Below are 23316 nucleotides of genomic sequence, written 5' to 3' on the forward strand. Positions count from 1 at the left end.
CAACGGCCGGCTCGAGCACCTCCGCGGCTCCGCACTGGGCTTCCGCAACCTCGTCCACTACATCGCTCGCAGCCTCCTCGAAGCCGGCGGCTTCAGACCCCTCCTACACCCTTAAATGCGAAGAGCCACTTAAGTATACCGGCGACAGGAAACGGCACGGTCGCCGCGCCCGGTTGCCAGGCGTTCTCAGGGATCCTCTCGCCGGAGAGCATTCCCTGCCATGCGGCACGCAAATGGGTCTCGTCCATCTCCCCAAGGCGGCGCCAGTGCCACCCCGCTTCAGGGCTCAATTGAGTCGCGGCGAGTGCCCGTGATCCGTGCTCCACCTTGGCCCGGAACTGCTCGAAGCTGCGCCAGGGGAGATGGACGATGCCGAGTCCAGGCACGATGTCTCCGGGGCGCATCACACGGTGATTCCCCATGCCGATCACCGTTCCTCGCATTGGGCGGAAGGCCATCTTTGGGTCGTGGTGGGCCGTCGGATCCAGCCGCCACGCCCCGTCCTGAAGAGGATCGGGAAAGGCATTCACGAGCTCAGCGAGGACGATGGGCGCTGCGGTGCCGCGGAGCACGTCGGCGACGGAGCCGCCCTGCCCCATCCAGCGCTCGTCGGCGTCGAAGGGCAGAACCCATGAGGCACCCGCTCGCCGTGCGGCATCGGCGAGGACTGTCATCTTCGCGGACTGCTCGAACGCCGTCCAGGAGTCGTGACCGACGATTAACGGGAGATCTCGCGCGGCGGAGGCGAGAACGTCCCGCGTGGCATCGGTCGAGCCGTTGTCCACGCAGAGCACGCGGTCCACGCCCTGTGATGCCAGCTGAGTGACCGTGCCCTCCAGGACGTCAGCCTCGTTCCGGACCATGGCGATGCCCCAGATCTCGCCCCGCCCCGCGGTCGGCAGTGGGGGAAGAGTGATCCCCGTCGCTGCACGTCGCAGTGCATCACGACGGCGAACTCGGAAGGTGACGGCATCGGAGGCTGCAGCAGCGCTTCGGCGAGCGACGAAGAGACGATGCTTGGCGGCTCGTGCGGTCGCCAGTGGATCGAATGACGGCAGCGCGCTCATCCGGTTGCTCCTCGGCGCGGTGAGTATTCGGTGCGGGGCCAGGACGGGTCGAACATCGGGGCGATGGGGTTGCCATCCGGTGCGATCTCGTGATGGGACGGCGCGATCGCAAGATGCTCGTCGTCGAACGAGGAGGCCAGGTGGCTACCCCAGTAGGAGAACGTCGAGTTCGCGAGGACCAGTGTGGTGGCTGAGGACAGGGCGGCGAGATCGTCGAACGGCGAGGATCTGCCCTCCAGTGTCCGGATGTCGCCGAGCGCAGGTGTGAGCTCCCGACGGCACCAGTCGACGTCGTCGGAGACGACCAGGACGTCGTCGACAGGGCGACCGGCCTGTCGCGCGAGCTCGACTGCACCGGCGACGTGGCTGTGGATGTCCAGGCCGAATCGTGCGAAGAACTCGGGCACCTCGTAGTAGTCGCCACGGCGCACGTTCACGACAAGAGTCTCTGGATCGATCTGAGCTCGGATACGTGACCGTCGTTCACGGAAGGCGTCGCTGCTGTCCACGAGCGCCAGGCAGAAGTTCCGGTTCTGCGAGCGATCGAAGTCGTGGTCGAAGAAGAAGCGGGTCGCGAACCGTCGGCGATCGAGGATCGAGACGTCCTTCTGGTCGATCGTGAGGTCCCTGAGGAGCGGGAACTCCTCGATCCAGTCGGGCATGGTGGCGGAGCGCAGCACGGCGGCACGTCGTCCGGCGCGTTTTTCCTGATGGGCCCACTGCCAGAGGTACAGGTTGTTCCCGCCTCGGATGCCGTCCGACGATCCCTGTACGGTGCGCGCCCCGGGGCGTTCGCGCACGATGTCCAACAGGCGCCGTGCCGCGCTCTCCGCCGCAGACCTGATCATCGGTTGCACCCTCCCGTCTCGAGTTCGGAGAGCTCATCCTGGAATCGTGCGGACGGTGCGAGTCCGAGCGCGAGAGCGATCTCGTGGATCCTCCATCGCCAGTCCAACGTTGCACGTGCATGAGCGTGAGCCTGCCCGGGGACCAGTCGGGACCAACGGTCGACGGCCTCACGGATCTGCTTGATTCCGTGGGAGAGGTCTGTGGGATCGATTTCGACCGTGCTGCCCGGACCGAGCGTCCGGTCAGAGGCGCGTGGCGCAACCCCGGCGACGATCGCGCCCGCACCCAGCGCATCGGTCCAACGGCCGGTGACGTAGTCCCTGGTCGGATGTGTGTAGTCGGCAGGGCTCACGAGATTGGAGAAGGCGAGCACGAACTTGGAGCGCAGTAGGGTCGAGCGCACGTTCTGCTGATTCACTGCAGGATCCGGGTCCATGGCAGGCCGACCCTCGAACGTCAGCCCCACTGCCGCAGCGGCTTCCGCGGTGCGACGGTCGTCGTCCCAGGCGGCTGGCTGTCGCCCGATGCGGAGCAGGTCCACGGGGCGTTCGGTCGGCAGCTCGTCGATCGCGAGCGTGTCCGTGCCCCACGGTGCCCAGTGGATCTGGGTCCCCGTCGTGGACGCCCACTCGTCCTGCAGCTCGCGGTCGGTGATGAAGATGTGGTCGAAGTGGCCACGATCCCGGGCCATGCGCGAGATGCGATCGCTCCAGAACGAGTCGATGACCCAGGCGGCAGTCGTGCGATATCCGGGCAGCCAATGGCGGAGGCGGGCGGCGTAGGCGAGGTGCGCCGGGTTCGAGGCGAGGACGAGGAGCGTCCGGCGGCCCGAACGGTGCCGAGGGAGCTGGCCGAGGAGCTTTCGGGCGATCGAGACCTCGCCCTCGTCCTGCAGGGTGACGAGATTGCCCTCCAGGAGCCGTGCGGTGAGATCGGCGAGCTGATCGATGGGTCCCCAGCCGTTCCCGCCTGCTCGGATGTAGAGGATGTCGAGAGTCATCGGGCAGACACCTCCGACGTCGTCACCGTGATGGACTGCGGTGCGGGGTTACGGTGCAGGATTCGGAAAGCGAGAATGCCCTGCAGAGCCCCTACGTTGCCGCCGAGGATCTGTGCCGTGCGCAGGCGGTCGGCTCGGCTCTGTTGTCGCAGCAGATTCGGGACCTGGCGCGCGATCTGGATGAGCGAGTACTTGAGGCTCGGCCCGGTCATGCTGCTCGAGCGATAGCGGGTCCACAGGAGGATCCGTGCGTAGTGCTGGATGCGTTGTTGGCGGAAGAGTGCCCTCGGCGCGTGCTTGAGTCGGTAATGCACAACAGCTCGGGGACGCGTGACCACCTCGGTCCCTGACAGCTGCGCGCGCCACGCGAAGTCTGTCTCCTCTGCCCCGCCTGGATAGGAGGGGTCCATGCCGTCGAGCGCGAGATAGCGGTCGCGCCGGATGGCGAAGTTCCCGCCTGGGGCGGTGGGCAGGTAGCCGGCGTACCCCTCTGGGGTCAGGAATTCCGGAGTGGAGGCCGGATCGGGATCCGGGGCGATGCTGTACGCCGCGAGGACATCCGTGTCGTTGAACCGCTCATGGTGCAGGGCACCGGCGGAGATGACATCAGCTCCGGCCAGGAGCGGTGCCGAGAGCTCGCGCACCCAATGCGCATCGACGAGGTCATCCGCATCGCAGAACAGCAGGACGGAACCGCGTGCGGCGGCGGCGCCACAATTCCGGGCGTGACTCGCGCTCGACGGACCAGCGGCGTCGACCACGCGGAGATCAAGGGCGCCTGCGTGCGCGTTGGCGACAGCTCGGGTTCCGTCGCTGCTGTTGTTGTCGCACACCAGGACCTCGAAGTGCTCTGCGCCTTCTTGGGCGCGCAACGATTCGAGCTGCTCGCCCAGCACGTTCGCGGCATTGTGTGCGGGGATGATGACACTGAGCCGGGGCGGGGTCTCGCTCACGTCAGTCCGCCTCTCCGCCCTGATCTCCAGGCTCCAGGTCGCGCAGCTTCCTGGCGGGCACTCCTGCATAGACGCTGTCGGGGAAGCAGTCGGAGGTCACCACGGCCCCGGCGCCGATGATGCTTCCGGCGCCGACGGTGATGCCCGGGAGCAGGATGGCTCCTGCTCCGATCCATGCGCCGGCGCCGACGGTGATGCCTCGGTGGGCGCCATCTGCGGCCCGTCGAGCGGATGGGCCGATCCCGTGATTGCCGGTCACGAACATCGCTCGAGGCCCCACGGTGACGTTGGTTCCGAGCTGGATCGGGCCGGCGTCGAAATAGACCTGGTTGTTGATGAAACTGCCGGCGCCGACACGAATCGAGTTCGGGTTGCAGAAGGTGATGCCATGTCCGAGGGCTACGTCGTCGATGCCGGCGAGCCCCAGTCGAGCCAGGAGCTGAGCGCGATATCGGATGGGCACCACGGAAGACCCGGCGGTCTGGAAGAGCGCGCGCCTCACGGACCCTGCAAGCGGCATCTTCATGCGGACATCGTCCCCTCTGAAGGATCGTTGTGTCGGGTGGACGGCGCGGTGAGCCCGAGCCCCGGCGCCGACACGGGCGGCGTGCGCGGCCAACCGAAACGGAGCGCACCGCTCGCATTGCCGAGGGCATGGGACCACCGCATGCCGACGTCGAACGGCGAGGCCGAGCGACGGAACGGCATCAGGACCGTCGCCGCCAGGCATCGGGCGATGTCGACCGGCCACGGCGGGACGGGCGACTGAGAGGACGCTCCGTGGACGATCAGCAGTCGCCGTCGGGCCCGTGCGTCCTGGAACCCGCGGCGCATGCGCTGCTTCGCGGACCACTTCCCCCGATAGCCGATGCGGACTGCCTCCGCGACTGGGACTCGATGGCCGGTGCGCCGGGAACGGAAGGCGAGATCGTTGTCGTCGCCGTAGTGAGCGAAGCCCTGGTCGAAGCCGCGCAGCTCGAGAAGCGTCGACCGGGCCCCTCCGAAGTTTCCCGCCATCAGGACGGGGAACGGGCCGGTCTGCTTGTCCACCGGCGCAGTCCACTCCGGGGGAGAGGCGTCGAACTCCCGGCGGACCGTCTCGAGGCCGTCTGCAAAGGGCGCCTCGGCCAGCAGGATCGACTCCCCGGTCCAGAGCTCGGTGTGCTGGGACGCGAGGTATCCGTTCCTCACCCAGGTCCGTGAGACGACGTCGTCCGCATCGCAGAACTGCAGTGACTCGGCGTGAGCATGGGAGATCCCCACGTTGCGCGCATAGGAGGAGCCCTGGTGCTCGTGTGCGCGGACGATCCTCAGCTCGAAAGCGGTGGAGTGCAGGAAGTCCGCAGCGGCCTCATCGAGTCGTTGCGCGGGGTCGTTGTCCACGAGGATCACCTCGAACGGCGGCGCGTCGATCTGATCCGAGAGCGATGCCAGCTGGAGCGCGATGGTCGACTGCGCCTGGAAGCACGGGATGACCACGCTGACCGATGGACCGGTCACGTCCCCTCCTCGCTCCTCATCCGGGCCCGCGCTCGGTGCGCGCGCGACGAGTCGAACGATAGCGGCAACTCACCAGCCCGGGCCGAAAGTCTCGTCGCCTCTTCTTGCCTCTCAGACCGCGATCGGGCCTCGAGTCCGGGTGCATCGCGGTCGGACGGTCGCGGATGTGACGCCACCCACCGATCGCAAGCGAGAAAAGTTCTCAGTTACCCCTCGGGGCGAGTCGCCGCGCTTCAGCGGCGATGCCGCGCGAGACGGGCGCGCGGCATCGGCAGTGAGGCGTCAGGACCAGCACAGTCACGGGGACTCCAGCCCGCCGGTCAACGCGCCTCGATGCCAACTTCGAGTTCCGCGGGACCGTGCCGAGACGGCATCCGAGAAGTCGGTCCTGAGCAGGGGCTGCGACGGCTGAGCATGGTCCCCCTAAGCCCCGTTGAAGGCGACGCCGTCGTGGATTCGTCACGCCGCTCGCACAGTGCTCAGGGGCATCGAGAGACCAGGGGATGAGAGATGGCCACGCCAGAGCAGGAGATCAGGACGACGCGCCGCGCCGTCGTACGCGGTGCCGCGTGGGCGGCACCCGTCGCACTCGCGACCGTCGCCGCGCCCGCGGTCGCGGCGAGTCGGCCGCCCGCGCAGCACGAGATGGATCTCGGGATCTTCGTCTCCGCCTCGGCGTCGGCGGACACCGTCGGACGCGTCGGCTACTTCGGAGGCAACGCCGGCGGAGTCCAGACCACGGCCGACACCCCTGAGGAATCGTTCCGCAACGGAACGACCTGGGCGGAGTCCGACCTGAACTGGGTGGACGGGCGAGGGACGACCGCGACCACCTGGAATGCCATGAACGCCGACAACGGCGAGGGCAGCTTCACCCCGGCCATCAGTCCAAGAAACGCGGCGAAGGCCTTCACCTCCACGGCTGGCATCTCGGGGACCCCGAAGTACGTCTCGCCCCTGTCCGCGAAGGGATCCCCCACCTTCAACGCGCCGACCGTCACCACCAACAGCAAGGGGCAGGTCGTGGTCACGATGAGCTACACGTTCACCACGAACCAGGCGGTCACCGCCGGCACCGCGAAGCCGTACGCGCAGATCATCTCCCCGCACACCTTCGGGCTGTCCAAGCCCGGCCTGCTGGGCTTCCAGATCGCCGCCGACATCACCGGCACGCTCACGCCGAGCACCACGCAGCAGCCGCTCCAGCTCTCTCGTGCCCTCACGCAGCGGACCTACCTCTCGCTCTCGGGTGCGTGGCCGCCCGGGTGAGCTCAGCGGCTCTGATCACAGTTTCTGCACAACTGTGCTCGACTGTCGCCACCGACCATTAAAGTCGCAATCAAACGTCGCTTCGCCCGTTATCTCCCTAGGGGGCTCGAGGCGGTGGGGGTCGGGCCGAGCGGTCCGACGAGGGCTGTGAGACGGTGGCGGTGGCTGCCGATGAGCCGTGGAGGGCCATTGAACGCTGTTCCCGGGGACCTGGGAGTGGGGACCATGACTGAGCTGGACGCCGAGCGGACCGCTGCGGCACGCCGTCGAGCCGCGACGCGGTCCCAGCGCACGTCGGTGGCACAGCTGCGCCGACTGACCCTGCCGGCGATGATCGTTGCGGACGTGCTCGCGCTCGCCCTCGCGGTGGGCATCGCGTTCGCCGTCCGCCAGCTCCTCCTGCCCCCGGCCGGCGATCTTCGCGAGAACGTCGCCAGCGCCTCCCTCGTCATGGCGCTCGGCTGGCTGGCCGCGATCGCGATGCTCGGCGGGTACGACCGTCGCCAGCTCACCTCCGGCCCGCAGCTCTACCGCAACGTGCTCCACGCCTCCGGCGCCGCCTTCGGCGTCATCGGCGCGCTCGTCTACCTGCTGGACCTCGAGCTCTCACGCGCCTTCTTCATCGCCTTCTTCGTCACCGGCCCGCCGCTTCTGTTGCTGAACCGGTTGCTGCTGCGCCGCGCCCTGGCGTCCGCCCGCGTGCGCGGGCGCTTCCGCCAGTCGCTCATCGCCGTGGGCTCCCTCGCGCACGTCGACGGGATCGCCGCGACCCTTCACCGGGAGCGATGGCTCGGCTACGACATCGTCGGCGCGGTGACCCCCGGCGGCATCGCCGACGCCTCCAAGCTCGGCATCCCCGTGCTCGGCCCGGAGCGGGAGCTTCTGCGGATCGCGGAGACCGCAGCGCCCGACATGCTCTTGTTCACCGCTGGCTCCACGGCGAGCGCGGAGGAATTCCGCCGCACCGCCTGGAAGCTCGAGCACGAGAGGATCGGCGTGATCGTGGTGCCCGCCCTCACCGAGATCTCCGCTGACCGCGTCACGATGCGCCCCGTCGCGGGCCTGCCGCTGGTGCACATGGATCTCCCCCGCGCCCGCCAGGCCCTGCGCTGGACCAAGCGTCTGTTCGACGTGGTCGTCGCCGCGCTCGTCCTCGTCGTGATCTCCCCGCTGCTGGCCGTGATCGCGCTGCGCATCCGCGCCCACGACGGAGGACCGGTGATCTTCCGCCAGCAGCGCGTGGGGCGCGACGGGAAGCACTTCGAGTTCCTGAAGTTCCGCACGATGGTCACCGACGCCGAGGCCGTGAAGGTCGAGATGGTCGAGCGCGCCGTCCAGGACCGCGGCAACACGGTCATGTTCAAGATGAGGAACGACCCCCGCATCACCGCCCCCGGACGCTTCCTGCGCCGCTTCTCCCTCGACGAGCTGCCTCAGCTGTGGAACGTGCTGCGCGGCGACATGAGCCTCGTCGGCCCCCGTCCCGCCCTGCCCGGCGAGGTGGAGCGCTACGACGACGACGCGAAGCGCCGCCTCCACGTGCGCCCCGGGATCACCGGTCTGTGGCAGGTCTCCGGCCGCAGCGACCTCTCCTGGGAGGACACGGTGCGGCTGGACACGTACTACGTCGACAACTGGTCCTTCACCCAGGACCTCCAGATCCTCATGCGCACGGTCAAGGCCGTGCTCGCCTCCTCGGGTGCCTACTGACGATGGCCCGGCTCGCCCCGGAGGCGGGGGCCGCGCAGCGCACCGGCCCTGCCCTTCCCCGCCCCCTCCGCCTCCTCGCCGCGCTCGTGCTGCTGCTCTACCCGCTCGCGGCGGGCGCGCTGCTGCTGACCTCGGACGGCTGGGCCGTGAACCGTCTGAACGTGCGGATCTGGTACGCCGTCACCGGTGCCTTGGGCCTGCGTGAGCAGGTCACCCCGGAGATGTTCGCGGCGCTCGCGAACGTGGCGCTGTTCGTGCCGTTCTTCGCGGCGCTCGCCGTGCTGGTGCCCACCTGGTGGTGGGTGGCGGCCGGCGCGGGGCTCTCGATCGCGGTCGAGCTCTACCAGGGCGAGATCGGCACGCGGGAGCAGGACCTGGTCGACATCCTCGCCAACACCGCCGGGGCCGCGCTCGGCGTCGGCCTCGGGCTGCTCGTGCGACGGTTCGCCGGGAGTCGCGCACGGAATCGCCGCACGGAGCGGCCGGCCGACGCGTCGGCCCGTCAGCCGGGACTCAGCGCCGCAGGAAGCGCCCCCAGCGCGCCCACCACTCCCGGCGCACCTCGCGCCGAGACGGGGCATGGCCCAGGCGGAGGCCCAGATGATCACGATTGACCTGCAGCGCCTCGGCCAGCAGCCGCGCCTTCGCCAACGCGCCGTCGGCGTCCCGCAGCCTCGCCCGCCACACCTCCCGCGGGGCGGCGCCGTCGTGCACCGCCTGCCACACCCGCGCCCCGGGCAGGCCCTCCACGGTCTCCGGGCGACCGATCGCGAGCGCGAGCGGCACCTGGGCACCGAGCTCGGCGGTGAGGCCCTCGATCCGCAGCCGCTCGGCATCGTCCACCTCGGTCCAGGCCACGCGCACATCGCGACGGGAGCGGCCGCTCGCATCGCGGGCGGCGTGCACCAGCAGCACCAGCCGCTGCGCGGTGAGATCCGGGACCGCGCACGCAGCGCCGCCGAGATCCACGCTCTCCCGGTGCGCCCACAGCTGCTCGAAGGTCGCCGCCGCATCCCGGTCCAGGCCCGGGAAGGCGCGGTGCAGATCGGCCGTGCCCCACACGCGATGGTGGAACGTCGCCGCATGCGCGAAGACGCTGCCGTGCTCGAAGGTGGTCACCTGCTCCCAGCCGTCGGCCTCGAGCGCGGCCACCAGCGGCGCGACCTGCGCCGGGTCCACCAGCACGTCGCAGTCCGAGGAGCCGGCGCGGCCCTCGGCCAGCAGCGGATGCAGTGCCTCGCCCTTGAGATGCAGGATCCTCACACCCGCACCTCGGGCAATATGGTCGAGGCAGCCATGGGCCATGCGCAGACGCACCGGGACCGGCACCTGCACGGCGGATGTCATGGGGGCAAGTGTAGGAGCCGCAGGCCCCTTGCCGCAGGATCGACAGCGGCGCCGACGGGCGGAAGGACGCTCGTCATGAGCGCAATAGGACGCAGGGACGAGAAGGGAAGGGGGAGCGGACGTGTGGGAGCTCGATAGCCGCATCCAGCGCTACGACTGGGGATCGACCACCGCGATCCCCGAGTTCCTGGGCCGTCCCGCCGACGGCGCCCCCTGGGCCGAGGCCTGGTACGGGGCGCATCCGCTGGCGCCCTCCACCCTCGCCACCGGGCAGGACGCCGGCGCCGGGCTCGACGCTGCGATCGCCGCGGACCCGCGCCGCATGCTCGGCGACGGCGTGGAGCGCGCCTTCGGCGCCCGCCTGCCGTACCTGCTGAAGGTCATCGCTCCCGAGAAGCCGCTGTCCCTGCAGGTCCACCCCGATCGCGAGCACGCCCAGGAGTCCTTCGCCGCGGAGACCGCGGCCGGGCTCCCGCTCGAGTCGCCGCTGCGCAACTACCGCGACGACAACCACAAGCCCGAGATGCTGATCGCGCTGACCCGCTTCACCGCGCTGTGCGGGTTCCGCACCCCGCGCCGCGCCGCCGCGCTGCTGGAGGGGCTGGGCACCGACCTCACCGACCGGCTCCACACCCTCCTCACCCGCAGCCCCACCGCCCACGGCATGCGCGCCGCGTTCCGCACCCTGGTCTCCTCGGCGATGCGCCCGGACCCCGAGGCGGTGCAGCAGGTCGTCGAGGCATGCCGGGCACGCGCCGAGTCCGGCCACTCGCCCTCCCCGCGCATCGATCAGACCGTCGCGCTGCTGGCCGAGCATCACCCGGGCGATCCCGGTGTGGTCGCCGCGCTGCTGCTGAACCCCGTCACCCTCCGCCCCGGCGAGGCGATGTTCGTGCCCGCCGGGACCCTGCACGCCTATCTTCACGGCGTGGGCCTGGAGATCATGGCCGCCAGCGACAACGTGCTGCGCGCGGGACTGACCCCCAAGAAGGTCGACGCCGACGAGATGCTGCAGTGCGTGAGCGTGCAGGCCGCGCCGCCGCTGCGCGTCGCGCCGGAGCGGCAGAACGCGACGTCGGTCGCCTACTACGCGCCCGTCGACGACTTCGAGCTGTCGCTGACCACGCTCGCCGATCCGCCCGGCACCTTCCGCACCCGCCACCGCGTCCCCGGCGGCGGGCCCCGCACCCTCCTCGGCCTCGAGGGGGAGGTGCTGGTGCAGAGCGCCCTGGGCCGCCACGTGCTCACCGCCGGCAAGGCCCTGTTCGTGCCCGCCGCCGCCGGTCAGCTCCACGCCGGCGGCTCCGGCCGTTTCGTCCAGGCGAGCGTCCCGTGACCCGCTACCGGCTGCGTCCCGTGGTCAGCGAGTGGGACGGGGAGGACCTGTGGGTGGGGGCGCTGCCCCACGGCCCGATCACCCGCATCCAGGGCGCCGGCGCCCTCGTGCTCGAGCTGCTCGCCGAGGCGCCGGACCGCGCCGCGAGCCCCGCCGAGCTCGCCGACCGGCTGCGGCAGGAGGTCGAGGACGTGCCCGAGGACGCCGAGCAGATCATCACCGGCTTCCTCGCCGAGCTCGATACGGGCGGGATCCTCGAGACGATCGAGGAGGACGCCGCATGACCGCTGCACCCACCACCGTCGCCGCGACCCGGCTCGAGGTCGCCGGCCACAGCGTGCTGCTCAGCTTCGGGCCCGGCCTGGAGACCGTGGCCGAGGAGATCGACGCCCTGTGGTCCCACCTGCGCGCGGCCGACGACGACGGCGCGACGCCGCAGATCCGTCTCGACTATGCGCTCGCCGGCGGCGACCTCCCCGCCGGGACCGTCCCGCTGCCGGCGCGGCTCGAGGCGAGCTACACGGTCTCCGGCCACCTCACCCGCGAGGTGATCCGCCGGCTGATCGGCACGCGCCTGCTGCTCCACGCCGGCGCCGTCGCCCACCCCGAGCTCGGGACCCTCGTGCTGGTCGGCGCGTCCGGGGCGGGGAAGTCCACCGCCTCGTCCCTGCTGGGCCGGGCCGGCGCCTATCTCACCGACGAGCTGACGATCATCACACCTGGCAGCTTCGCGCTCACCCCGTATCCCAAGCCGGTCTCCAAGCACGACCCGGAGCTCGGTGCGAAGCGGGATCTCGCCCTGGGCGACCTGGGGCTCCGTCCCGCCGATGAGGTGGCCGTCGCGGCGCCGGCGATGGTGCTGCTGCTCGAGCGGATCCGGGACGAGGACGAGGCGGGGGAGGGGGCCTCGGTGATGCGGGTGCCGCTGTCCGAGGCCCTGACCCGGATCGTGTCGCAGACCTCCTCGCTGTGGGAGGTGCCCGGCGGCCTCGCCGAGCTCGCCGCCCTGCTGGACTCCGTGGGCGGGGCGCTCGAGGTGCGCTACCGGGAAGCCGCCGAGCTCGAGGAGCTGCTGCGCCACCTGCCGCCGGCCGAGCACGTCGAGACGGTCGAGATCGCGCCGTGGCCCGGAGACGCGGCGGCCGGAGAGGACGCGGCGCCGGCGCCCGGCACGATCGCCGCCGCTCCGTTCCGCCAGGCGCTCGCCGTCGAGTCCGGGCTGTTCGTGCTCGGCGAGCACGGCGCGATCCACCTGCCCGGCCTCGCGGGTCTGGTCTGGGACCTGCTCGCCGACGCGGGCCCCCTCACCGTCGACCAGCTCGAGCAGCTGGTGGTCGAGGAGATCGGAGAGCACCCCGAGAGCACGGCCCTCGTCCGCGGCACGGTCGAGGAGCTCGTGGACCACGGCTGGGCCCGCCAGGGCTGATCAGGGGGCGACGACGCCCCGGCGCAGCACCGGCACCAGCTGCTCCACCCGTTCGGTCAGCAATGCGGCTGTCCGTGTCGCCTGCGCCGCGTCCTTGCCGTAGGGATCGGGGACGTCGAGGCCGGAGGGAATCGCGCGGCGCGTCCACGCGGAGATGATTTCCTTCAGCGGAGCGTCCGGATTCTCCGACGCCATCCGAGCGAGTTCTGGAATATGCCCCATATGTCCGATGCGCCGGGCAGCGGCGGGGAATTCATCCAGGAGGTAGGCGCGCTGTCGACGCGACATCGTGAGGATCAGATCTGCTCCGAGGTCCGCGGCGGATAACTGGCGGGCGCGGAAGCCCTGCGAGTCGACGCCGCGCGCCGAGAGCTCGCCCGCCATCTGCGACTCCATCGCACTGCCCTCGAGAGCGAAGATGCCCCTGCTCAGGGTGTGGATGTCGGGCAGTCGATCGCGCAGCAGATGTTCGGCGAAGGGGGAGCGGCAGACGTTGCCGGTGCACACGAACAGGATCGAGGGCAGCTGCGGCTCCGGGCGGCGCGCGGGGGCGGGATACCTCATGTGCACAGACTAGACACCGCAGGAGACTTGTCGGAAATGCCCGGACAGAAGCGGAGGCGCGGGAAACTCATGGAAACTTACCCGACGGTAAAGTCATGGAGAAGTGTCGGAGGTGAAGAATGGTGACCGCCCTCCCTCCCTGTTCGCACTCAGCCGTCGGCCGGCAGTTCCCCGCCTGCCTGCGCCTCCGCCAACTGCTCCCGGATCTCCTGCACGAACTCGATCACCGCGCTGCCGCCGTTGACGGGGCCGCCGGCGAGCTGGCCGTCGGCCCCCAGCAGCACCGCGCTCGGCGCGCTCGTGCCGCCGAGCGCGGTGCGGGCGGTGAACTGCAGATCATGCAGGGCGTACCCCGCCACGCGGTCCGTCGTCCGCTCGCGCAGCTGGTCCAGCGGGCGGGAGAACACGAACCGCACCTGCAGCGTCTGCTCCAGCTCGCCGATCCACTCCTCGGCGTGGTCCAGCACCCGTTCGCACGGCCCGCAGCCCTCGGTGACGAACACCAGCAGCGCCGCCCGCTGCGCGGTGAGCTGGGTGAGGGTGATCAGGCGGCCGTCGGGCTGCTGCAGCACCGCCGCCGGGATCGGGGAGCGCTCGTAGTCCAACAGCTCGTCCTCGTCCGCATCGGCCGCCGCAGGGGCGGGAGCGGTCGAGGCGTCGGCATCGGTCTCGGCGACGCTGCCACCGATCGTGGCGGCCGTCAGCGCGATCGCGATCAGCAGCGCTAGCCCGAGACCGATCAGCCCCATCGGCGCCTGCACCAGGAGAGTGGTCATCGCCCCGCTCGCCGCCGCGACCACGGCCAGGACGCCCAGCACGCTCAGGAGCACGTTCCGCACCAGCGTCGTGCGGGAGACGGTGGGGGAGGCGAGGGTGCCGAAGCAGGAGCAGTGCACCTGCTCCTCGAAGGTCAGCGCCCGCGCGATGATCGCCAGGTAGGTGAACATCAGGAGCGCCACCAGCCCTGCGAGAAACACCTGCAGGGGCGGCACCGGGATCCACAGCGCGAGCGCGAGGATGATCTCCGCGGCCGGGAGCGCCGAGGCGACCGAGGCGTGGAACGCCGGCAGCGGGAGGCGCAGCGAGCGCATCGCGTCCTTCGTCCCCTCGCGTGCCCCGAGCTTCGCGAGCCCGGAGATCAGCAGGGTGATCGACAGCAGGATCGGTGCCGCCAGCAGCACAGCCATTCGGGGAGCCTCCTCACGTCGGCCCGGCCTTCGGGACGGCGTCACCCACTATTCTCCGATATCGAGGGCGGTCGGAGCGGGGCCGGACCAGCCTTTCGCCCACGGCGCATCGCGGCCCGTCGGCCCTACCCTGGAGCCATGTCGACTGACGCTCAGCAGGCCTCCACCGTCCTCGACGACGTCCGACGGGGCGAGATCCTCGCCGACGTCGCCGCGCTGCGGGACTCCTTCGACGCCGGCACCACTCGTCCGCTCGAGGCGCGGCTCGCCCAGCTCGATGCGCTCGCCGCCGGGCTCCGCGCCGAGCGCCCCCGCCTGCTGAAGGCGCTCGAGCTGGACCTCGGCAAGTCCCGCACCGAGTCGCTGATCACCGAGCTGGGCGTCGTCTCCCAGGAGATCGCGCACATGCGGAAGAACCTCCGCGCCTGGCTGAGACCGGAGCGCTTCGGGCCCGGCCTGATGCTCGCCCCCGCCAGTGGACAGATCCGCCGTGAGCCGCTCGGGACCACGCTGATCATCGCCCCGTGGAACTACCCCGTGAACCTCGCGCTCGCCCCGCTGATCGGCGCGATCGCCGGCGGGAACACCGCGATCCTCAAGCCCAGCGAGGTCGCGCCCGCCACCTCCGCCGCGCTCGCCCGCCTCGTGCGCACCCACCTCGACCCTGCCTGGGTGAGGGTCGTCGAGGGCGCCGTCGAGGAGACCACGCTCCTGCTCGAGCAGCGCTACGACCTGATCTTCTACACGGGCAACGGGACCGTCGGCCGGATCGTCGCCCGCGCCGCCGCCGAGCACCTCACCCCCACCGTGCTCGAGCTCGGCGGGAAGTCCCCGGTGTTCGTCGATGCGGGCATGGACCTCGAGACCGTCGCCCGCCGCATCGTGTGGGGGAAGTTCACCAACGCCGGGCAGACCTGCGTCGCCCCCGACTACCTCATGGCCGAGCGCTCCACCCTCGACGCCCTCGTGCCCCATCTGAAGGACGCCGTCGCCGCGATGTACGGGCGCGACCCCCGGCGCAGCCGCGACTACGGACGCATGGTGAACCAGAAGCACTTCGACCGCGTGCTCGCCCTGATCGACGACGACAAGGCCGTCATCGGCGGCACCTCCGCAGCCGATCGGGCCGAGCGCTACCTCCCGCCGACGATCCTCGACGGCGTGGACTGGGACGATCCGGTGATGGGGGAGGAGATCTTCGGCCCCGTTCTCCCGTTGCTCGCCGTGGACGGGCCCGACGAGGCGATCGCCCGCATCAATGGGGGTGAGAAGCCGCTGACCGCCTACGTGTTCAGTCCCCGTCCCGAGATCGAGGAGCAGTTCATCGCCGAGACCTCCTCGGGATCCCTCGCGTTCGGCCACACCCTCGCGCACCTCGCCTCGCAGACCATGCCTTTCGGCGGCGTGGGGGAGTCCGGCATAGGCAAGTACCACGGCCGCGCGAGCCTCGAGGTGTTCACCCACGCCAAGCCCGTCGTGAAGAAGCCGCTGCGCCCCGACACTCTGCGACTGGTCACCCCGCCGTATCGCGGGGCGAAGCGGGCGCTGCTGGGGCGACTGTTTCGCTGACTGCCTGGGAAAACGCCCAAAACGACTGAACCCGGGCGTAGTGCGTCGTGCGGCGTGACACATCGGTCGAACATAGCCGCGAGACCGTTGCGCCGGCGCGAGGTTGAACCGTAGCTTGGCTACCGTTCAGGACTTCCAATGCGCCGGCGAGCATGGGCCGCGACCGCACGCCGTGCTCTAAAGTGAATCGTCCGGGGTCTGTTGGCGGCTTTGATCTCACGGGAGGATGAGCGTCATGGCAGCCCCGAGGAAGTCCCCCGATGAGCTTCGGGAGAGGGCCACGAGGATTGCTGTGGAAGCTCGACTGGATCCTGTGACGAGGTCGGGACCGTTCCGTCGCGTGGGCGAGCACCTCGGAATCCATCCGGAGACTTTGAGGAACTGGGTCGTGCAGGCCGAGATCGACGAGGGCCACCGCCCTGGGACGACGGCCAACAACGCCGATCGGCTTGCTGAGCTGGAGAAGGAAGTGCGCGAGCTTCGCCGAGCGAACGCTATCCCGCGGTCGGCTTCGGCATTTTTCGCGGCGGGCCTCGACCGCCTACCGCGTTGACCGTCCAGTTCATCGAACAGTACAGGCAGGAAATCGGCGCCCGGCCGATCTGTCGCACGCTCATTGCAGCAGGCACCCCGATCGCGCCGAGCACCTCCTACGCCTTCAGGACCCTCCCCCCCCTCGACGCGGGCTATCCGTGACCGGGAGCTACTGGTCCATATCCGGCGCGTGCATGAGAGGAACTTCGGGGTCTACGCGAAGAAGATCCGCGCTCAGCTGCGCCGGGTAGGCGTCCGGTTTGCACGCTGCATCGTGGAACGGCTGGTGCGGGAGGAAAGGCTTCGCGGGATCAGGCGAAAGAAGGGTTCGCAGAACGCGCTCCCCGACGATGGCCCGAGCACTCGCCTCTACCTGGTCGAACGTGACTTCACCGAGAAGGTCGCGAACCAGCTGCGGGTCGCGGACATCACCTGCAGCCGCGCGTTCGCAGGCTGGATCTGTGCTGCGTTGGTCATCGATCTGTTCTCCCGCCGCGCGGTCGGCTGGCAGCTGTCGAAGTCGCTGCGGACCGCCCTAGCCCTGTACGCGCTAGAGATGGGGCCGTGGAGCCGCGAGTACGCAGGTCGTGACGTCTTCGGGCTCTCGCACGACAGTGACGAGGGAGTCCATCACGTCGCCACCCGTTACACCCAGCGCCTCGCCGAAGCCGGCGCAGTCGCGTCTGTGGGATCGACCGGCGACTCCTATGGCTACGCCCTGGCCGAGGTCTTCGACTCGCTGTTGAAGGCCGAGCTGGTCCGCAACTGCGGACCCTGGAGGAGCATCGACGAGCTCGAAATCGCGACCGCTGAATACATCGACTGGTTCATCCATCGATGGCTCCACGGCGAGATCGGCATGATCCCGCCCGTCGAACTAGAGGACACCTACCTTCACTACCAGGCCGTGCCGGCGACCGCTGACGCGGCGCTTGCGAGCCTCTAACAAAACCGGGGCGATTCACCCTGCATCAGCGTAGTAGTGGCGCAAGTACCTGCCGGACCGTTGGGATCCAAAGTGAAGGGGCTCAGATATTCAGGACTCTTCCTGGAGGTTCTCAGCTTCATCGTCGACTCGATCACATGTCAGGAGGCGCCGGCTCGTCACTCGTCACCCGCGGGTAACGTGCGACCGAGACCAACGATGCCCCGGGGTGCTGCGCCATCGCGCGGCCGTCGGGACATCTCTAGACCCCCAGGCCTGGAGGCGACGTGCCACGATCCCAAAGTTCTCACTCGACGACTCGACGAAGCGTGATGCGGGGAGCTGCGCGGGCTGCGCCGATTGCCATTGCCAGCGTCTCGGCACCCGCCCTCGCCGTTTCCCCCACCTGCGCGAGCCAGGACGTGACTCTCAACTGGGGCTTCGCCCAGTATTCAGGGACTCCGTCGCTGACCTCGTCGTTCACGACCAACGTGACCTTCAATCCTAACCCGCCGAACGGAACTTATCCGAGCCTCAACTCGCCGCTCCGGGCCACGATCGTGCACACGTACTTCGGTCAGGCGCGAGGCTCCACCCCGAACGGCACCATCTCGACCTTCAACGTCGGCGGCATCGGTCAGGTCGGCTACTACGTCCGGCAGCAGACCGGGGCGACGGGAAGTGCGACGCCCAGCGCCAACGACTATCAGACGATCCGATTCACGTTCAGCGAGAGCGTCAGCAACCTGCGCTTCTCCATCACCGACATCGACCGCGTTTGGACGACTACGACGAAAGACTTCATCGACGGCGTCTCCCTGACCAGCGGCTCGCGGTTCACTGCCACCGTCCCTAGCGGGTCCACCGTCACGGGAGCAGGCACCGTTGCGAGCCCGTGGCGGAACAGCACCGACGGGAACAAGAGCGAGGATGAACCTGGCGGACAGATCGACATCGCCTTCACAGGGCCGGTCGAGACGTTCACTATCCGCTACGACAACTTGGGGCGACAAGCGATCTCCAGCGGCGTGAATAATGACCAGGCAGTGTTCATCACCGGATTCCGAGCGAATCGGCCGACTCAGTGCTGAACGCGCGTCCGGCAAACGCACGAGATGGGACTGCTGCACTGATAGTTGACATCCGATCTGGCTTGCATGCTGAACGGCCTGTAGGGATGTGCGTCACGCCCGCCCCCTAACCCCGAGAGTTTCGCGAGGACATCGTGGGTGTGGCCCGGTCCCGTGAGGACGGCATCACCATCGCGCAGATCGCGAAGGATTTCGGTGTCCACGAGATGACGCTCCATAGTGGATTCGCCATGCCGACATCGACGACGGCAACCGTCCGGGCAGGACCCGGCAGGAGTCGACCGAACTGCGTGATGCTCGGTAGGAGATCCGGCTGCTGGAGCAGGATAACGAGGTCCTCCGCCGCGATATCGCGAATCTGTCCCAGGCGAAGCCTCCGGGAAAAGGTTCTTCCCGCTCGTGAGCGAGCGCGCCGCGGACTGGAACACCGTTTCGGTGTCCCTGCGGGCCCTGAAGCTCGCCCGCCAGCCCTACTACCGCTGGCTTAAGCACTAGGTCTCCGAGGCCGAACTGGTCGGGGCCTATCGCGCCAACACTCTGTTCGACGCTCACCTGGATGATCCCGGGTACGGGTATCGCTTCCTGGCCGACGAGGCCGCCGATGCCGGCGAGGTGATGTGCGAGCGGACTGCGTGGCGGATCTGTCGAGTCAGCCGGTGGTGGTCCGTCTTCGGGAAGAAGCGCGGCAAGAACGGAAGACAACCAGGACCGCCCGTCCACGAGGACCTGGTCAAGCGTGACTTCTCCGCCGATGACGTGAACGAGCTGTGACTGACCGGCGCTCCCCCGCTGCGCGCTCGGCGCATGATCGCATCGCGAGGTGCCCCCTCCGAACACTGGACTGACGAGGGAAAGCTCTACCTCTGCGGGATCGAGGATGTGTTCTCCGGACGGATCGTGGGCCACTCGATCAGCGACCGGATGAAGGCCCGCCTCGCAGTGAACGGGCTGAACAATGCGGTATCCCGGCGTCGTGACGCTGCCGATTGCGTCGTGTACTCGAACCGAGGATCCCGGTTTCGGTCACGCAAACTCGCGCAGACGCTGAACCGTCGTCACCTTATCGAGTCGATGGGGATAGCCGGTGCCGCTGGGGACAACGCCGCGATGGAGTCCTTCATCGCCCTGCTGCAGAAGAACGTCCTGGACCGGTACGAAGGTTCTGGCACGCGGCGGACAGCCCGGTTCGAACAGCGGTCCGGGCCTCGGCGGGGCGCAAGGCAACGTCGCCCTCGCGGTCGGCACGGATTCCGAGACGACGCAGATCAGGCGGGCACTGGACGGAGCTGCGGGCACTGGCGTCGGCACGGGGACCGGCGGCGGTGGCATCAGAGGCTGGGGCGGCGGAGGCGGTGGCAGCTACATCAGCACCGCGGTCGCAGGGAGCACGACCGGGCACGCCAGGAACAGCTCTGCTGTCGAGGGCCAGCGCAACGCCGGCTCGATCACCATCACCTACTGACCGCGCGGGCCCGGCGTGTTGCCACCCGCGTCGCCACGGGCATCGGTCGCCCGCCCGACCCCCGTCGGCCGCGCGGACGACCCCACTGCGACGAACGTCGCCGTTCCCTCCTCCCTGCGGCCATGATCGGGCCTGACCAGCACGATCGGTGATGCGCAGCGAGGCTCGCGGGTCTACCGTCGGACCATGGCCCGCACGGGTCGACCGACCCTTCCCCGTGAGCAGAACCGCTCGAGGAGTACCCCATGACCTATCCGCCCACCGCCGCGCAGGTGTCACCGACGCCTTCGGCCCCGAAGAAGCCGTCCCTGTTCAACGGCGCCACCACCCACGGCGTCCGCGGCCAGCGCCGGATCCGCCACCCCTGGGAGCTGCCGCTGCTGTGGGCGGGCGCGGCCGCGACCGTGCTCGGCTACCTCTCCTGGGGTGGTGCGATCGGCGGCACGATCTGGCTGTTCGCCGCCGAGGGCGAGGACGCGGTCTCCAAGGCGTGGGAGTACGCCTCGATGCTCCCGCTGGTGATTCAGCTGGTGTTCCTGCTACCGCTGCTGCCGTTTCTGATCTGGTGGATGCGCGCGATCATGTACGCCCAGCTGCGCGCGACCTCCGTGCGGATGAGCCCCACCCAGTTCCCCGAGGGCTACCGGATGGTGGCCGAGGCCGCCGCCCAATTCGGGATGCGCAACGTGCCCGACGCCTACGTGACCATGGGCAACGGCGTGATCAACGCCTTCGCCGCCGGCCACGGGTTCCGCCGCTTCGTGGTGGTGCACTCGGACCTTTTCGAGGTCGGCGGCCAGGGCCGTGACCGCGACGCGCTGAAGTTCGTGATCGGTCACGAGGTGGGCCACCTCGCCGCCGGCCACGTCTCCTACTTCCGTCTGCTGTTCACCAACCTGCTCTCCCTGGTCCCGCTCCTGGGCCCGGCCCTGTCCCGCTCGCAGGAGTACACCGCCGACAACTTCGGCTACAGCTTCGCCCCCGAGGGCTCCGCCGGCGTGATGGGGCTGCTCTCCGGCGGCAAGTACCTGGGCACCGAGGTCAACGTCCACGAGCTCGCCGACCGCGCCGCGACCGACCCGAGCTTCTTCGTGCACTGGGTCAACTGGGGCTCCTCCCACCCGATCACCACCTGGCGCGCCCACGCCCTGCGCGACCGCTCCAAGCCCGGCGCGCTGTGGATCCGCCCCAAGGGCCATCTCTTCGACTCGCCGCTGCCAGCCGGGCACCGCTGGTCCTCCCAGTACCCGAGCCCCGGCGAGGCGATCACGCTGCTCGACGCCGCCGACGGTGTCCGTCCCGCGGGATACGGCGACCAGTTCGGCCGCTTCACCCGCGTGCCCACCCCGGACCGTCCCGGGGTGCGCACCCTGCAGACCTCCGCGCCGCTGCTCAGCGACCGCACCGGCTACGTGATCCCGGCCGGCCCCTACCGCGACGACGCGCGCCGCACCCCGCCCGGCGACGAGTCCGCGAGCCCCTTCGCCGCCCCTGAGCAGCAGGCCGCGACGGGCACCGGCTTCGGGACGGCAGGCACCGACACGACCTCGGGGCCCCGCACGGACGAGTCCGCCGCCGGGCCGGGCGACGAGGATCCCTCCCAGTCCTGACCCGCACTTCCCGCAGCGGCCGGTCCCTCCTCGGGCCGGCCGCGCCGGTGTCCCTCCGGTCACCCCACCCTCCACAAAGGTGCACTCACTGCATAAGGTGGCCGGGTGATCCCCCACTACAGCGCGCCGACCCCTGCGGTGCGTCGCAAGCCGCTGCTCGCCGTCCTCCTCGCACCCCTGTTCATGGCCCTGATCGCCGTGAGCGTCATCAACGTCGCCCTCACCGCGATCGGCGAGGGTCTCGAGGCGGACACCGGGTCGCTGCAGTGGGTCATCTCCGGCTACGCCCTCTCCTTCGCGATCCTGCTGGTCCCCGCCGGACGCCTCGGCGACGCGACCGGGCGTCGGCGGATGTTCGTGATCGGCGTCGGGCTCTTCACCCTCGGCTCGCTGATGTCGGGCCTCGCCCCGAACGCCGAGATGCTCAACATCGCCCGCATCCTGCAGGGCATCGGCTCGGGCCTGCTGAACCCGCAGACCGTCGCCCTGATCCAGCAGCACTTCCGCGGCCAGGACCGGGCGCGGGCCTTCGCGCTGCTGGCCACCACCGTCGCCGTCGCCACCGCCATCGGCCCCGTCATCGGCGGCCTGCTGATCCAGGTCCTCGGCCCGAACTGGGGCTGGCGCTGGATGTTCCTCATGAACGTCCCCATCGGGTTCGCCGCGATCATCGGCACCTTCCGCTACATCCCCGACGACCGCGCCCGCGGCAGGGAGAAGACGGACCTCGACCCCGTGGGCACCGTGCTGCTGTGCCTGGCGATCCTCGGGATCATGCTCCCGTTTCTCGAACGGGGCGCGGGCGTGCTGGTGTGGCTCTCGTTCCCGGCCGGCCTGCTGGTGCTGGGGCTGTGGTGGACCTGGGAGCGGCGCTACAAGGGCCGCGGCGCCGCCCCGATGGTGGACACCGCGATCTTCGCCAACAAGGCGTTCCGCAACGGCATCCTCATCGTCTCGGTGTACTTCCTCGGCGCGACCAGCGTGTGGATCATCGTGCCGCTGTTCCTGCAGATGCACCTCCACCACACCGCCTTCGAGGCGTCCCTGCTGGGGCTGCCCTCCTCGATCGCCGCCGCGATCAGCTCCCAGATCGCCGGCCGCTACGTGCTCACCCTGGGCCGGCGCATGGTGATCGCCGGATTCGGCGTCGCGTTCCTGGGCCTGCTGGGAACGACGCTGCTGGCCGGCTTCGTGGAGTCCGGCGCGGTCGCGTTCTGGTGGCTCGCCGCACCGCTGATGCTGATGGGCCTGAGCCAGGGCATGACCATCTCCCCGAACCAGACCCTCACCCTGAACTCCGTGGACCCCCGCTTCGGCGGCGTCGCCGGCGGCATCCTCCAGCTCGGCCAGCGCCTCGGCGCCGCGATCGGCACCGCGATGATCCCCGGCATCATCTTCTCCCTCACCGACGGCGGCACCGCCTGGCTCGAAGCGTTCACGATCGCGCTGGTGATCATCATGGCGCTGACCCTCGCCGCGGTGGGCGTCAGCTTCGCCGACCGCGCCCGCGAGAAGGAGGCGCCCGGGGCGCTGTGAGCCCCGGGCATGCATCGCACCTCGGGCCGACCATCCGCGCCCGCAGCCCACGCTCGTCGCCGCCGAGAACGCGGCGGTGCCGAAGGGCTCGGCATCATCACCCTGCGCGCGCTGCCCGGGCCCTACGAGATCGAGACCCCGCGCCGCGATGGGCGTCTGGACCCGGTCCCCGCCCGGATGAACGTGCTGCCGCTGCTGAGCCACTGGACTCCGGTGCCACTTCTGGCCGGCTACGCCACGGGCGCCCAGGATCGCGATGGCGAGCTCGTGACCACGCCGAACGCGTGAAACGGCAGGGCAGCGCCTCCGGATGGACGGCACCGGGATACCCTCTCCCGAGGCATAGACGCGAACAGGGGGCGCAGTGGGGCGCAGCAGCCG

The 23316-nt window shown here is 69.7% G+C and carries 22 protein-coding genes, 1 pseudogene and 1 other annotated feature; of the genes and pseudogenes, 14 read left to right on the top strand and 9 right to left on the bottom strand.

Going from position 1 to position 23316, the window contains the following annotated elements:
• Positions 1 to 92: 92 nt before the first annotated feature.
• Genes DS079_RS11365 through DS079_RS11390 form a run of 6 tightly spaced genes read right to left on the bottom strand, consistent with a single transcriptional unit; the run spans position 93 to position 5369 of the window.
• A complete protein-coding gene (locus DS079_RS11365; protein WP_126987803.1) occupies positions 93 to 1067 on the bottom strand; it encodes a glycosyltransferase family 2 protein in 975 nt (324 codons plus the stop codon).
• Positions 1064 to 1915 (bottom strand): alpha-1,2-fucosyltransferase, encoded by an 852-nt coding sequence (locus DS079_RS11370; protein ID WP_126987806.1) that lies wholly within the window; start codon positions 1913 to 1915, stop codon positions 1064 to 1066. Before DS079_RS11370 ends, DS079_RS11365 begins: the two co-directional genes overlap by 4 nt.
• Positions 1912 to 2916: a glycosyltransferase family 1 protein gene (locus DS079_RS11375; RefSeq protein ID WP_126987809.1), complete on the bottom strand. Its 1005-nt coding sequence runs from the start codon at positions 2914 to 2916 to the stop codon at positions 1912 to 1914. The genes DS079_RS11370 and DS079_RS11375 overlap by 4 nt, the downstream gene beginning before the upstream one ends.
• A complete protein-coding gene (locus DS079_RS11380; protein ID WP_164736223.1) occupies positions 2913 to 3869 on the bottom strand; it encodes a glycosyltransferase family 2 protein in 957 nt (318 codons plus the stop codon). The genes DS079_RS11375 and DS079_RS11380 overlap by 4 nt, the downstream gene beginning before the upstream one ends.
• A gap of 1 nt (position 3870) precedes the next feature.
• The gene (locus DS079_RS11385) at positions 3871 to 4395 is read right to left on the bottom strand and encodes an acyltransferase (RefSeq protein ID WP_164736224.1); all 525 of its coding nucleotides are present in this window, start codon (positions 4393 to 4395) and stop codon (positions 3871 to 3873) included.
• Complete coding sequence (locus DS079_RS11390) at positions 4392 to 5369, bottom strand: glycosyltransferase family 2 protein (protein ID WP_164736225.1); 978 nt, start codon at positions 5367 to 5369, stop codon at positions 4392 to 4394. The genes DS079_RS11385 and DS079_RS11390 overlap by 4 nt, the downstream gene beginning before the upstream one ends.
• A gap of 510 nt (positions 5370 to 5879) precedes the next feature.
• On the opposite strand from DS079_RS11390, the gene DS079_RS11395 reads away from it, so the two are divergent.
• The 3 genes from DS079_RS11395 (at position 5880) to DS079_RS11405 (ending at position 8962) form a co-directional block, all read left to right on the top strand.
• Positions 5880 to 6638: a hypothetical protein gene (locus tag DS079_RS11395; RefSeq protein WP_126987820.1), complete on the top strand. Its 759-nt coding sequence runs from the start codon at positions 5880 to 5882 to the stop codon at positions 6636 to 6638.
• 225 nt (positions 6639 to 6863) lie between these two features.
• The gene (locus DS079_RS11400; RefSeq protein ID WP_126987823.1) at positions 6864 to 8348 is read left to right on the top strand and encodes a sugar transferase; all 1485 of its coding nucleotides are present in this window, start codon (positions 6864 to 6866) and stop codon (positions 8346 to 8348) included.
• Between the two features lie 2 nt (positions 8349 to 8350).
• Positions 8351 to 8962: a VanZ family protein gene (locus tag DS079_RS11405; protein WP_126987826.1), complete on the top strand. Its 612-nt coding sequence runs from the start codon at positions 8351 to 8353 to the stop codon at positions 8960 to 8962.
• On the opposite strand, the gene DS079_RS11410 is transcribed toward DS079_RS11405, so the two are convergent.
• Positions 8862 to 9695 (bottom strand): nucleotidyltransferase family protein, encoded by an 834-nt coding sequence (locus tag DS079_RS11410; protein ID WP_241237630.1) that lies wholly within the window; start codon positions 9693 to 9695, stop codon positions 8862 to 8864. The genes DS079_RS11405 and DS079_RS11410 overlap by 101 nt on opposite strands.
• A 121-nt stretch (positions 9696 to 9816) precedes the next feature.
• Between DS079_RS11410 and manA the strand changes: the two genes are divergently transcribed.
• Genes manA through DS079_RS11425 form a run of 3 tightly spaced genes read left to right on the top strand, consistent with a single transcriptional unit; the run spans position 9817 to position 12457 of the window.
• A complete protein-coding gene (gene manA / locus DS079_RS11415; RefSeq protein WP_126987829.1) occupies positions 9817 to 11031 on the top strand; it encodes a mannose-6-phosphate isomerase, class I in 1215 nt (404 codons plus the stop codon).
• The gene (locus tag DS079_RS11420) at positions 11028 to 11315 is read left to right on the top strand and encodes a PqqD family peptide modification chaperone (RefSeq protein WP_126987832.1); all 288 of its coding nucleotides are present in this window, start codon (positions 11028 to 11030) and stop codon (positions 11313 to 11315) included. The genes manA and DS079_RS11420 overlap by 4 nt, the downstream gene beginning before the upstream one ends.
• Positions 11312 to 12457 (top strand): hypothetical protein, encoded by a 1146-nt coding sequence (locus tag DS079_RS11425; protein WP_126987835.1) that lies wholly within the window; start codon positions 11312 to 11314, stop codon positions 12455 to 12457. Before DS079_RS11420 ends, DS079_RS11425 begins: the two co-directional genes overlap by 4 nt.
• Here the strand turns inward: DS079_RS11425 and DS079_RS11430 are convergent, their stop codons facing one another.
• Both DS079_RS11430 and DS079_RS11435 read right to left on the bottom strand, forming a co-directional pair.
• Positions 12458 to 12964 carry an arsenate reductase/protein-tyrosine-phosphatase family protein gene (locus tag DS079_RS11430; protein ID WP_164736226.1) on the bottom strand — a complete coding sequence of 169 codons (507 nt, stop codon included), beginning with the start codon at positions 12962 to 12964 and terminating at the stop codon, positions 12458 to 12460.
• A gap of 206 nt (positions 12965 to 13170) precedes the next feature.
• A complete protein-coding gene (locus DS079_RS11435; RefSeq protein ID WP_126987841.1) occupies positions 13171 to 14208 on the bottom strand; it encodes a TlpA family protein disulfide reductase in 1038 nt (345 codons plus the stop codon).
• 138 nt (positions 14209 to 14346) lie between these two features.
• Between DS079_RS11435 and DS079_RS11440 the strand changes: the two genes are divergently transcribed.
• The 8 genes and pseudogenes from DS079_RS11440 to DS079_RS11485 all read left to right on the top strand — a co-directional run bounded on the left by DS079_RS11440 (position 14347) and on the right by DS079_RS11485 (position 23223).
• Positions 14347 to 15777 (top strand): aldehyde dehydrogenase family protein, encoded by a 1431-nt coding sequence (locus DS079_RS11440; RefSeq protein WP_126987843.1) that lies wholly within the window; start codon positions 14347 to 14349, stop codon positions 15775 to 15777.
• 235 nt (positions 15778 to 16012) lie between these two features.
• The gene (locus DS079_RS11445; RefSeq protein ID WP_164736227.1) at positions 16013 to 16330 is read left to right on the top strand and encodes a transposase; all 318 of its coding nucleotides are present in this window, start codon (positions 16013 to 16015) and stop codon (positions 16328 to 16330) included.
• Positions 16291 to 16419, top strand: a sequence feature (AL1L pseudoknot). It overlaps the preceding gene by 40 nt.
• Positions 16394 to 17257, top strand: a complete 864-nt coding sequence (locus DS079_RS11450; RefSeq protein ID WP_126987849.1) for an IS3 family transposase — start codon at positions 16394 to 16396, stop codon at positions 17255 to 17257. (Overlaps the previous feature by 26 nt.)
• 401 nt (positions 17258 to 17658) lie before the next feature.
• On the top strand, positions 17659 to 18327 hold the full coding sequence (locus tag DS079_RS11455; RefSeq protein ID WP_126987852.1) for a hypothetical protein: 669 nt from the start codon (positions 17659 to 17661) through the stop codon (positions 18325 to 18327).
• A 131-nt stretch (positions 18328 to 18458) separates the two neighbouring features.
• Positions 18459 to 19575, top strand: a pseudogene (locus DS079_RS17745) (transposase family protein); the annotation flags it as partial.
• Positions 19576 to 20034: 459 nt separating this feature from the next.
• Positions 20035 to 21399, top strand: coding sequence for a M48 family metallopeptidase (locus DS079_RS11475; RefSeq protein ID WP_241237631.1), 1365 nt, complete (start codon positions 20035 to 20037; stop codon positions 21397 to 21399).
• Positions 21400 to 21504: 105 nt separating this feature from the next.
• On the top strand, positions 21505 to 22935 hold the full coding sequence (locus DS079_RS11480) for an MFS transporter (protein ID WP_126987856.1): 1431 nt from the start codon (positions 21505 to 21507) through the stop codon (positions 22933 to 22935).
• Positions 22936 to 22944: 9 nt separating this feature from the next.
• Positions 22945 to 23223 (top strand): hypothetical protein, encoded by a 279-nt coding sequence (locus tag DS079_RS11485; RefSeq protein WP_126987858.1) that lies wholly within the window; start codon positions 22945 to 22947, stop codon positions 23221 to 23223.
• Positions 23224 to 23316: the final 93 nt, after the last annotated feature.

Source organism: Brachybacterium paraconglomeratum (assembly GCF_003994255.1).
GTDB classification, from domain to species: Bacteria; Actinomycetota; Actinomycetes; order Actinomycetales; family Dermabacteraceae; genus Brachybacterium; species Brachybacterium conglomeratum.

Excerpts from the sequence above, each read along its gene's own strand:
- DS079_RS11365 (WP_126987803.1), bottom strand. The coding sequence starts at position 1,067 with ATGAGCGCGCTGCCGTCATTCGATCCACTGGCGACCGCACGAGCCGCC.
- DS079_RS11370 (WP_126987806.1), bottom strand. The coding sequence starts at position 1,915 with ATGATCAGGTCTGCGGCGGAGAGCGCGGCACGGCGCCTGTTGGACATC.
- DS079_RS11375 (WP_126987809.1), bottom strand. The coding sequence starts at position 2,916 with ATGACTCTCGACATCCTCTACATCCGAGCAGGCGGGAACGGCTGGGGA.
- DS079_RS11385 (WP_164736224.1), bottom strand. The coding sequence starts at position 4,395 with ATGAAGATGCCGCTTGCAGGGTCCGTGAGGCGCGCGCTCTTCCAGACC.
- DS079_RS11395 (WP_126987820.1), top strand. The coding sequence starts at position 5,880 with ATGGCCACGCCAGAGCAGGAGATCAGGACGACGCGCCGCGCCGTCGTA.
- DS079_RS11400 (WP_126987823.1), top strand. The coding sequence starts at position 6,864 with ATGACTGAGCTGGACGCCGAGCGGACCGCTGCGGCACGCCGTCGAGCC.
- DS079_RS11405 (WP_126987826.1), top strand. The coding sequence starts at position 8,351 with ATGGCCCGGCTCGCCCCGGAGGCGGGGGCCGCGCAGCGCACCGGCCCT.
- DS079_RS11410 (WP_241237630.1), bottom strand. The coding sequence starts at position 9,695 with ATGACATCCGCCGTGCAGGTGCCGGTCCCGGTGCGTCTGCGCATGGCC.
- DS079_RS11425 (WP_126987835.1), top strand. The coding sequence starts at position 11,312 with ATGACCGCTGCACCCACCACCGTCGCCGCGACCCGGCTCGAGGTCGCC.
- DS079_RS11435 (WP_126987841.1), bottom strand. The coding sequence starts at position 14,208 with ATGGCTGTGCTGCTGGCGGCACCGATCCTGCTGTCGATCACCCTGCTG.
- DS079_RS11440 (WP_126987843.1), top strand. The coding sequence starts at position 14,347 with ATGTCGACTGACGCTCAGCAGGCCTCCACCGTCCTCGACGACGTCCGA.
- DS079_RS11445 (WP_164736227.1), top strand. The coding sequence starts at position 16,013 with ATGGCAGCCCCGAGGAAGTCCCCCGATGAGCTTCGGGAGAGGGCCACG.
- DS079_RS11475 (WP_241237631.1), top strand. The coding sequence starts at position 20,035 with ATGACCTATCCGCCCACCGCCGCGCAGGTGTCACCGACGCCTTCGGCC.
- DS079_RS11485 (WP_126987858.1), top strand. The coding sequence starts at position 22,945 with ATGCATCGCACCTCGGGCCGACCATCCGCGCCCGCAGCCCACGCTCGT.